This window comes from Streptomyces sp. MnatMP-M17, from assembly GCF_900091995.1.
Classification (GTDB): Bacteria; Actinomycetota; Actinomycetes; order Streptomycetales; family Streptomycetaceae; genus Streptomyces.
The window spans coordinates 1-9,944 of sequence record NZ_FMDK01000221.1; the positions used below are offsets into that span (position 1 = coordinate 1).

10 protein-coding genes and 1 riboswitch are annotated in these 9,944 nt (G+C 67.3%); of the genes, 4 read left to right on the forward strand and 6 right to left on the reverse strand.

Going from position 1 to position 9,944, the window contains the following annotated elements; all coding sequences use genetic code 11:
* The coding region (locus GA0115259_RS10725) for a low molecular weight protein-tyrosine-phosphatase (RefSeq protein ID WP_141716517.1) at window positions 1-353 on the reverse strand (353 nt) is incomplete at its 3' end.
* The gene (locus tag GA0115259_RS10730) at window positions 346-726 is read right to left on the reverse strand and encodes a phage holin family protein (protein ID WP_093594297.1); all 381 of its coding nucleotides are present in this window, start codon (window positions 724-726) and stop codon (window positions 346-348) included. The genes GA0115259_RS10725 and GA0115259_RS10730, both read right to left, overlap by 8 nt.
* 14 nt (window positions 727-740) lie before the next feature.
* Here GA0115259_RS10730 and GA0115259_RS10735 point away from each other — a divergent pair, with 14 nt between their 5' ends.
* From GA0115259_RS10735 to GA0115259_RS10745, 3 genes are all read left to right on the forward strand, one after another.
* Window positions 741-1,058, forward strand: a complete 318-nt coding sequence (locus GA0115259_RS10735) for a cupin domain-containing protein (protein WP_093594300.1) — start codon at window positions 741-743, stop codon at window positions 1,056-1,058.
* 144 nt (window positions 1,059-1,202) lie between these two features.
* A complete protein-coding gene (locus tag GA0115259_RS10740; protein ID WP_093594303.1) occupies window positions 1,203-1,400 on the forward strand; it encodes a DUF5326 family protein in 198 nt (65 codons plus the stop codon).
* 632 nt (window positions 1,401-2,032) lie between these two features.
* A complete protein-coding gene (locus tag GA0115259_RS10745) occupies window positions 2,033-2,467 on the forward strand; it encodes an SsgA family sporulation/cell division regulator (RefSeq protein WP_093594306.1) in 435 nt (144 codons plus the stop codon).
* A gap of 100 nt (window positions 2,468-2,567) precedes the next feature.
* On the opposite strand, the gene GA0115259_RS10750 is transcribed toward GA0115259_RS10745, so the two are convergent.
* Window positions 2,568-3,965, reverse strand: a complete 1,398-nt coding sequence (locus GA0115259_RS10750; protein ID WP_176732498.1) for a YibE/F family protein — start codon at window positions 3,963-3,965, stop codon at window positions 2,568-2,570.
* Between the two features lie 71 nt (window positions 3,966-4,036).
* Window positions 4,037-4,182: riboswitch (TPP riboswitch) on the forward strand.
* On the opposite strand from GA0115259_RS10750, the gene thiC reads away from it, so the two are divergent.
* A complete protein-coding gene (gene thiC, locus GA0115259_RS10755; RefSeq protein ID WP_093594309.1) occupies window positions 4,175-6,022 on the forward strand; it encodes a phosphomethylpyrimidine synthase ThiC in 1,848 nt (615 codons plus the stop codon). (Overlaps the previous riboswitch by 8 nt.)
* A 127-nt stretch (window positions 6,023-6,149) precedes the next feature.
* Here the strand turns inward: thiC and GA0115259_RS10760 are convergent, their stop codons facing one another.
* From GA0115259_RS10760 to GA0115259_RS10770, 3 genes are all read right to left on the reverse strand, one after another.
* A complete protein-coding gene (locus GA0115259_RS10760) occupies window positions 6,150-6,977 on the reverse strand; it encodes a hypothetical protein (protein WP_176732499.1) in 828 nt (275 codons plus the stop codon).
* 147 nt (window positions 6,978-7,124) lie between these two features.
* Window positions 7,125-8,249: a metallophosphoesterase gene (locus tag GA0115259_RS10765; RefSeq protein WP_093594322.1), complete on the reverse strand. Its 1,125-nt coding sequence runs from the start codon at window positions 8,247-8,249 to the stop codon at window positions 7,125-7,127.
* A gap of 222 nt (window positions 8,250-8,471) precedes the next feature.
* The gene (locus tag GA0115259_RS10770) at window positions 8,472-9,584 is read right to left on the reverse strand and encodes a LacI family DNA-binding transcriptional regulator (RefSeq protein ID WP_093594312.1); all 1,113 of its coding nucleotides are present in this window, start codon (window positions 9,582-9,584) and stop codon (window positions 8,472-8,474) included.
* Between the last annotated feature and the right edge of the window lie 360 nt (window positions 9,585-9,944).

Below are 9,944 nucleotides of genomic sequence, written 5' to 3' on the forward strand. Positions count from 1 at the left end.
TACGAGCGCAGCAGCCGCACCTTCGCGGCATCGGCGGCGGTGGGCGCGAGCCGCCGCAGCTCGCGCAGATGACCTTCGTCGAGCGCGATCACCAGATCGAGACGGGAGAACCACGAGGCGTGGAACTGCCGTGCGGTGTGATCGTTCTCATATCCGTGCGCGTCCAGTACGGCGACGGCGCGCGGGTCGGCGCCGTCTCCCTCGTGCCAGCCGCCGGTTCCGGCGCTGTCCACCTCGACCACCCCGGCGAGACCGGCCTCGGTCAGCCGTGCGCGGAAGACGGACTCGGCGATGGGCGAGCGGCAGATATTGCCGGTGCAGACGAAGCAGACGCGGTACGGGCGGTCAGTCATTGTCGTCAGGGAGCACCATGTGCAGTGCCCACGACACGATCGAGATGATCAGGCCGCCGAGCACGGCGGTCCAGAAGCCGTCGACCTGGAAGCTCAGATCCAGCTTGTCGGCGAGCCACGAGGTCAGCAGCAGCATCAGGGCGTTGACCACCAGCGTGATCAGTCCGAGCGTGAGGATGAACAGCGGCAGTGTCAGCAGCTTCACCACCGGCTTGACTGTGAAGTTCACCAGCCCGAAGACCAGTGCCACGAGCACCAGTGTCAGGGCCTGGTTGCCGGTGCTGTCACCGGTCAGAGTGATGTCCTTGACCAGCCAGATCGCCACTGCGAGAGCGCCTGCGTTGGCGATCGTCTTGACTACGAAATTCTTCATGGTCTGATCGTGGCATGAAGGCATTCCGACTGGACGAGCTGGAGGCGGAGCGTGCCGCCAACGACGGGGCGTATCTGCAGTTTCTGCGGGAACGCAACATGTCAGTGGGCCTCTACGCCCTGGACGCCGGTGAGATCGACCCGCAGCAGCCGCACCGGCAGGACGAGGTGTACTTCGTGGTGAGCGGCCGGGCCTCGATCACCGTCGGGATGGAGACGAGCCAGGTCGGCCGGGGCAGCGTCGTGTACGTACCGGCCGGAGTCGCGCACAAGTTCCACCACATCACGGAGGACCTGCGGGTGATGGTCGTGTTCTCTCCGCCCGAGGGCTGACCGGGCGGCCTTCTTCTCAGGGCTGCCTCAGGGTCGGATCAGGGGAGAGCGGGGGCCGCACGGGCTCCGCCGCCGTTCCCTCGGCTCTAGCATCGATGGTGCAAGGCAGGTACGTGTGTCACTCGGTGAAGCGAGGTAAGGACGATGGCGGTTCGGGAGCTACTCACGGGGTTGCCCTGGTGGGTGAAGTGGATCGCGGTGCCCGTGATCGCCATCGTCGTGTTCGGTGGACTGATCATGAGCGTGGTCGCGTTTGTGATCGGAGTGCTCTTCAAGGTGCTGATCTTTGTGGCACTTGTCGGCGGACTCATCTATGTCGTACGGAAGTTCATGTCCTCCTAGCCGTCGCACGGCGACCGGCAGGGACAGGCAAGGAACGGTAAGGACCGGACCGGTACGGACTTGTAGGACAGACCGCGCGTGCGGCCGTTAGCCCGCGCGAGGGAAAGGTGAACCGGAAACCATCCCGGGGAGCGGCCTGCCCCTAGAGTGACAAATCCCACCGCTCCCCGGTCTCCCTCAGGAGTGCGGCGGGCGCGCGGGGGCGGCCCCCGCGGGCGGGCTCACGCCCGTCGGCATGCCTGGGGGCGACTTTGGCCACGGTTACAGAAAGCGCAGCTCCGAGTGTTTTCGCCCTCGGTGAGGCTGTGCAGAATCGTCGCGGCAGGATCACCGACTCGATCGGCCGCCGGCATGACACGCGCCGGCACGACGACACGCTCGACGCGCCCGTCCGTTTTGGATCCGTGGCGGCGACTGTGGCTGTTTCTGTGCCACTCCACGAGCCAGGGCAACGGCTCCCGACGGTCGAGCGATTACACAGAGAGACCGGATCGCTGCTCAGCACGCTCGCCTTCTCTATCTGTATCTGAAAAATTACTCCTTGTGATCTGCTAGCGCTTACAGGACGATTGCGTCAAGAGGGTCAACGGGGATCATTCCCAGCCACTGTTTCATCTACTCCGGAGTACACGATGCGCGAGTCGGTGCAGGCCGAGGTCCTGATGAGCTTCCTCGTCTCGGAGGAGCTGGCGTTCCGGATCCCGGTGGAACTCCATTACGAGATGAGAGATCCCTACGCCGTGCGCATGACATTCCATTTGCCCGGCGATGCGCCTGTCACCTGGACCTTCGGCCGTGAGCTGCTGCTCGACGGGATCAACACGCCGAGCGGTGACGGCGATGTGCATATCGCGCCCACCGAGCCCGAGGACCTCTCCGATGTCCATATCCGGCTCCAGGTCGGCGACGATCACGCGCTTTTCCGCGTCAGCGCCGCGCCTCTGGTGGCCTTCCTCGACCGCACGGACCGACTGGTTCCGCTCGGTCAGGAGCGCACGCTCGGTGACTTCGAGGGCAATCTTGAGGAGGCGCTCGGCCGCATCCTGGCCGAGGAGAATGCCGGCTGAGCCGGTCCGAACGGGGCCGTCCGGGTGATCCTTTACGGCCGAACGGATTTCCGGACGGGACGGCGATTTCCGGGCCGGGACGGCAGAGGGACCAGAGGGACTATTTCTTGCGGCGTCGGCCCTTGCCGCCGCCCAGTTTGCGCGCCGGTGCGCTCTGTACCGGCAGTGAGGGCGCCGCTTCCGGGCCCTCGGGATCTGAGAGGGCCTCCGGGGCCGTCGGCGGGGCCACTGGCGAGTCCTTCTGCCCCGAGCGGTCGGCGGAGACCACGAGCGCCGCCAGCGCCGTGGTCACCGGCACCGATGCGACCAGACCGATCGACCCCACCAGCGTTCTGACGATCTCCTCCGCCACCAGCTCACTGTTCGCGACCGTACCCACGCCCGACTGTGCGATCGAGAAGAGCAGCAGCAGCGGCAGCGCGGCGCCCGCGTAGGCGAGGACGAGCGTATTGACCACCGAGGCGATATGGTCCCGGCCGATCCGGATACCGGCCCGGTAGAGGGCACGCGGTCCCATCGACGGATCCGCCTGGTGCAGCTCCCAGACCGCCGAGGTCTGTGTGACGGTCACATCGTCGAGTACACCGAGTGAGCCGATGATGACGCCTGCCAGCAGCAGACCGCTCATATCGATTTCGGGATAGAGACCATGGATCAGCCCGGTGTTGTCGTCGGTGTTGCCGGTCAGGCTCGCCCAGCCGATGAAGAGCGAGCCCAGCAGCCCGATCAGCAGCAGTGAGATCAGTGTGCCGAGGACCGCGACCGAGGTACGGGCTGTCAGACCGTGACACATATAGAGCGCGAGCAGCATGATCGCGCTGGCCCCGACCACCGCCACGGCCAGCGGATTCGAGCCCTGAAGAATCGCGGGCAGGATGAACAGCGTCAGCACGGCGAATGAGACGGCGAGTGCGACCAGGGCCATGAGACCGCGCAGCCGCCCCACCACGACCACCGCCAGGGCGAAGATCCCCGCCAGCAGGGCCATGGGGAATCTGCGGTTCACATCCGTCACGGAGTACTGGAGATCGCGAGGCGCGTCGGGTGCGTATGCCACCACTACGCCCTGTTTCACGTGAAACTGTCGTGGTGCGTCCGGCTGGACGACCTCGATAAAGGTCCGCCCTTTCTCCTTGCCGCTGGTGACCTCGATCGTCGCCTTGGTGCAGTCACCGTTCTCCGCCCGCTCCGCCTCACGTCCCTGAGGTTTTGAGGTATCGCCGGTGGACGGGATCTGGGCGGCGTTCACGTCCTTGCAGTCGACCGACTGGATCTGAACCACCCGGCCCTGCTCGGTCTGCCGGTCGAAGCCCACACCGGTGCGCTCATGCGCCGGTGCGCCACCCGGCCAGAGCACGGCCAGCCCGACGACCACCGCGGTCGCGAACGGAATCAGGACTGCCGCGATGACCTTGCGAAGGTGCTGGGAGACCGGCGCGGCGGGGCCATGACTGTGCGAGTGTCCATGTGATTCGTGGGTCTGCTGGGGTGAGGTCACCCTCCGATCATCGCAAGAAGCCAGAGGCCCTCTGTTCAGCACGCCGGATATGACGCTAGCGTGGGGGCACCTTTTGCACACGCGGGAGCTCGGAGCACCGGGCTGAGAGGGCGCTGACTGTGTAGTCCCGGGGAGTATCCCCAGGACCCCTGAGCTGCGCCGACCGCTGAACCTGTTACCGGGTAATGCCGGCGTAGGGAGTAGGTCTCATGACCGTTCAGGACGCACACACGCCTGCCTCCGATTCGGGAGATCCGATCGAGGCCCAGAGGTCCATCGGCTGGCACAAGGGATATGTCCAGGGCTCACGCCCCGACCTTCAGGTGCCGGTCCGCCGGGTGCACCTCACCAACGGCCAGGACGTGACGCTGTACGACACATCGGGGCCGTACACCGATCCCACCGTCGAGACCGATGTACGCCGCGGTCTCGCGCCGCTGCGGGAGAACTGGATCATCGGGCGAGGTGACACCGAGGAGTACGCGGGCCGGCCGGTCCGTCCCGAGGACGACGGCCTCAAGCACACGGCGCCGCGCGGAGGACTGCGCAACCTCGACGCGGTCTTCCCGGGCCGGCCGCGTCAGCCGCGCCGGGGCCGGCCCGGGCAGGTGGTGACACAGCTCGCGTACGCCCGTCGCGGAGACATCACACCGGAGATGGAGTACGTCGCGATCCGCGAGAACGTGTCCCCGGAGGTCGTCCGCGAGGAGATCTCCGCGGGCCGCGCCGTACTGCCGGCGAATGTCAATCATCCGGAGATCGAGCCGATGATCATCGGCAGGCGGTTCCTGGTCAAGGTCAACGCCAACATCGGCAATTCCGCGGTCACTTCCTCCATCGAGGAGGAGGTGGAGAAGATGACCTGGGCGACGCGCTGGGGCGCGGACACGGTCATGGACCTCTCCACGGGCCGCAATATCCACACCACGCGTGAGTGGGTGCTGCGCAACTCCCCCGTGCCGATCGGCACCGTGCCGCTCTACCAGGCGCTGGAGAAGGTCGACGGCAGGGCCGAGGAGCTGACCTGGGAGATCTACAAGGACACGGTCGTCGAGCAGGCCGAGCAGGGCGTCGACTACATGACGGTCCATGCCGGCGTACTGCTGCGGTATGTGCCGCTGACGGCGCGCCGTAAGACGGGCATCGTCTCGCGGGGCGGCTCGATCATGGCGGCCTGGTGTCTGGCGCACCACAAGGAGTCGTTCCTGTACGAGAACTTCGAGGAGCTGTGCGAGATCCTCGCGGCGTACGACGTGACGTACTCCCTGGGCGACGGTCTACGGCCGGGATCCATCGCGGACGCCAACGACGAGGCCCAGTTCGCCGAGCTGCGGACGCTCGGGGAGCTGAACTCGACCGCGAAGCGGCTGGGCGTACAGACGATGATCGAAGGGCCGGGCCATGTCCCGATGCACAAGATCAAGGAGAACATCGACCTTCAGCAGGAGATCTGCGAGGAGGCGCCGTTCTACACGCTCGGCCCGCTGACGACCGATGTGGCTCCGGCGTACGACCACATCACCTCCGGGATCGGTGCGGCGATGATCGCCTGGTGGGGGACGGCGATGCTCTGCTATGTCACGCCCAAGGAGCACCTCGGTCTGCCGAACCGGGACGACGTCAAGACCGGTGTCATCACCTACAAGATCGCGGCCCATGCGGCGGACCTCGCCAAGGGCCATCCGGGAGCGCAGGACTGGGACGACGCCCTCTCCGACGCCCGGTTCGAGTTCCGCTGGGAGGACCAGTTCAATCTGGCCCTCGACCCGGACACGGCCCGGGAATTCCACGACGAGACTCTCCCGGCCGAACCGGCGAAGACGGCTCACTTCTGCTCGATGTGCGGCCCCAAGTTCTGCTCGATGAAGATCTCACAGGACATCAGGCAGCGGCACGGCGGCGACATGGCGAGTGGCGGGACGGCGGGCGCCGGTACGGAGGGCACCGGGACGGAGGACACCGTGTTCGGAGCCGCCGAGATCGAGGCGGGCATGGCCCAGAAGTCCAAGGAGTTCGCGGCGAGCGGCAATCGCGTATATCTGCCGCTGGCTGACTGATCTGGAGACTTGCGGTAGGTGAGCGGTGGCGGCCCCGGTCCGAGGTCCGGGCCCCACCGCTCACACCGGCTGTCTGACGAAGTCTCCGGGAGCCGTCGGCGGTCTCCGGGGCCGTCGGCGCCGTACGTCACTCCGGATGGTGGTCCGGGCCGCCGAAGTCGGGGCTGGTGAAGTCCGGGCTGGTGAAGCTCGGGCGCTGGCCGGTGGTGGCGCCTTCGTCCGGGCTGGTGAAGTCGGGCCGGCTGTAGCCGATCTTGGGCAGATGCTTGATCGACCTGGGCGGTGGCGCGGCCGGATCCGCGCTCGGGTCGGCCAGAGCGGCGCGCAGGAAGGGCAGAATGCCGCGCTCCAGCAGGGCATGGCGCCAGGCCTCCCGCGCACGGGCCACTTCGTCCGGCAGCTCACCGCTCGTCGGCTCCTCGGCCGGAAGCTGGGTCGAGCTGTTGCGCAGGGCCGTGATCAGCAGGCCCGTCGCGGCGGCCAGGATGCCTATCGCGGTGATGGCACCGAAGAACCAGCCCACGGCGACCAGGCTGTCGGCGAACGCGGGCGGCCGACTGAGCGCCTTGAGGAGATAACCGACGATCAGGAAGATCACCGCGGCCGTGCCTCCGAGCACCGGGAGCAGCACGGTGACAACAGCCGTCAGCCCCGCACCGGATCCCGTCGGCTCGCTTCCCTCCGGCTCCAGTACGGAATCGCGGACCGAGACCGAGGGCCCCGGCGAGCGTGACTCCTCGCGGATCTTTCTGTAGTGCTCGTACTCGGCGGCTGCGGCCGTCGTTATCAGCGCCGTGGCGTTCAGCGCCATCGTGCGGAGCTGCTCATTGTTGAGCCGCTCCCCGACCGTGTCGAGATCCGGCCGGTCGTGTGCGTTGCGCAGTACGTCATCGAGGATCCGCTCGAAATCCGCGCGATCCTCGCTCAGCAGGTGTGGAGCGCTGTTCATGTGCATCCCCCGATGCTCCGTAGGGCCGGTTTGCCCGTATAGGACGGGCAGTTGGCGAAAACGGAGGAGAGCCTGCTACGGATAAACCGATGGTAGAGCTCTTCCGGCGCGTGGTGACAGGGGGTTTGCGGAAATCACTCGCGTGACGGTGTTTCAGTTCTCCAGAGGAAGCCGGACGACCAGCAGCTTTCCCGCCATGGTCACTCCGCCGTCCATCGCGATGGCAAGTCCGTCGGCATATACATGTGGCCCTTCCACCACCGGGCCGGTGTCCGCCTCGCCGTCCGAGACATCTTCGGTGCCGACTTCGCCCAGCAGATACGGAATGGGGCTGTGGCCATGGACGATGCGCTGTCCGCCATACTTGGAGAGCAGTTCCTGGACGGCCTGCGGGCCGCCGTCGTCGCGGAACGCGAAGCGTTTCGTGAGCTTGCGGAACAGATCCCAGCATTCGTCCGCGTCATTGCGGGTGAGGATCTGATGAATGGTGTCGTTGACGTCCTCGATCGTGGAACCGTAGTCCAGATAGGCCGTCGTGTCGGAGTGCACCAGCAGGTGTCCCTCCTCCTCGACCACCGCGTCGAGCCGGGACATCCACTGGAGATGGACGTCCTGGAGGCGCTCCATATCGGTGCGCTGACCGCCGTTCAGCAGCCAGGCGGCCTGGAAGGTGGCCGTGCCCGCGCCGGAGTTGACATGGGTGTCGCCGAACCGCTTGGCGCCGATCAGCAGCAGCTCGTGATTGCCCATCAGGGCCTTGCAGTAGCCGCCCGCCGCCGCCGCCTCCGCGGAGAGCCGCATGACGAGATCGATGACGCCGATACCGTCCGGACCGCGGTCGGTGAAGTCCCCGAGGAACCAGAGGCGGGCGCTGCCCGCCGTCCAGTGGCCGTCGGCGTCGATCAGCCCCTGTTCGGCGAGCGCGGCGAGGAGTTCGTCGAGATAGCCGTGGACATCGCCGACGACATAGAGCGGGCCGAGGCCGTCGGGCCCCGGCGCGTCGGCGGCCGGAGCCACCCGTACCTGGACCGTGTCCCCCCGGTTGATGACCGGGAGGTCGCGCTCGGTGGGTGTGTAGCCCTCCGGCGGCTCGTCGTCGGGGACCGCGTTGCCGGGATGCCCGGACATGGGACCGGCCGGCCCGGACATGGCACCGGCCGGGGGGCCGGGCTGTCCGGGCGGTCCGGACTGCACGGGGACCTGTGCGTACGGCGGTACGCGGAAGTCGCGCAATGTCGCCGTCCGCACCACGGGTCCCTGGCCGGCCCCCTGTGTCATCGACCCCTCCACCGCCGTCGTACCGCCGTACACCTCGCGGGCCGTCCGGCCGGTGGCGGTGAGTCCACCGGTGGTGAGGGAAGGTCCGTGGTGTCGTCCGCCCATCATAGGAATGCAGCTCGTCCTGTGTGACGTACCAGGGGTGGTGAATCCGATTGCACCTCCGGTTCAGCGGCTGTTTTCGCGCCGATCGCCCGAAATGCGAAAGGTCTGGGCCTTCGGTCAGTCGGCTGCGGGAGAGCGGGGCGCGCTGACCGTGGTGCGCGGAGGGCGTCGCTGGGAGGAGGTACGGACGATCAGTTCGGTCGGTATGACCTGCTCGACCGGCCGGTCGGTCTCCAGCCCTTCGATGGCGTCGATGAGGAGCTGGACGACGGCGGTGCCGATACGGCGTGGCTTGAGCGAGAGCGTCGTGATGGGCGGTTCCGTCGACGCGTACACGGTGGACTCGCTGCAGCAGACGAGCAGGAGATCGTCCGGTACGCGCAGTCCGTACCGCCGTGCGGCGGCGAGCAGATCGGTGCCGTTGGGATCGAAGAGCCCGTACACGGCGTCGGGCCGGTCCGGGCGGGCCAGCAGCCGGTCGGCGGCGACGGCCCCGGCGCACGGGTCGTGGGCGGGATAGGACTCGTAGACCGGGTCCTGGCCGACGCGTTCGCACCAGTGCAGATAGGCGGTGGTGGAGAGCCGGGTGTAGGTGTCCGTGGTGGTGCCGGTGAGCAGACCGATCCGGCGCGCTCCGGCCGCGGCGAGATGGTCGAGCAGATCGAGGACGGCCGCCTCATGGTCGTTGTCGACCCAGGCGGTGACGGGAAGGGTGCCCGCGGGCCGGCCGTCGGAGACGACGGGAAGGCCCTGGCGGACGAGTTCGGTGACGACCGGATCGTGGTCGGAGGGATCGATGACGACGGTGCCGTCGAGGGCGACATTCGCCCAGACGTCATGGCGGGAGGTGGCGGGGAGGATGACGAGGGCGTAGCCGCGGGCAAGCGCGGCGGAGGTGGCGGCCCTGGCCATCTCGGCGAAGTAGGCGAACTCGGTGAAGGTGAAAGGTTCATCCCCGTACGTCGTGACCGTCAGGCCGATGAGGCCCGACTTACCGGTACGGAGGGTTCGGGCGGCGGCGGACGGTCGATAGCCGAGGCGTTCTGCGACCTCTCGGACATGGCGTCGCGTGGCGTCGGGTAACCGTCCCTTGCCGTTGAGCGCGTCCGAGACAGTCGTGATGGAGACACCGGCTGCGGCGGCCACGTCCCGGATGCCCGCCCGACCTTGCCGGCTTCCCCGGCGGGATGTGTCCGTCCGGCTCACCTGGTGTTTCCCTGCTGCTGTCATGGCGAGCCGATAGTAGGGCTCGGGCGGGCGGTGGGTCCGGTCGCACAATCACCTATAGGCAGGCACGTTTTTGCATGGTTGAAGGTGGTTAATGGCCTTGGAACATAAGGGAGTTAACAGGTGTAGCGATGTTCTGCCATGCAACGAGCCGCATGGGCCTGTCGTAGGGCCCATGTTTCGAAGAGGTCTCAACTCACCTCTACGGGGGACGCGCGCCACGGAGTGGGCCACCGGCGCGCGCCATGGGAGCGAGTGCGCCCCCTCTTTCCGAGGGGTCCCACGGCGGTCGGGGCGGCGGTCCGGCGGCGGGCCTCATGGCGTCCGGCGGCGGTCCGGGCGGCGGTCCGGCGGCCGGGTTCG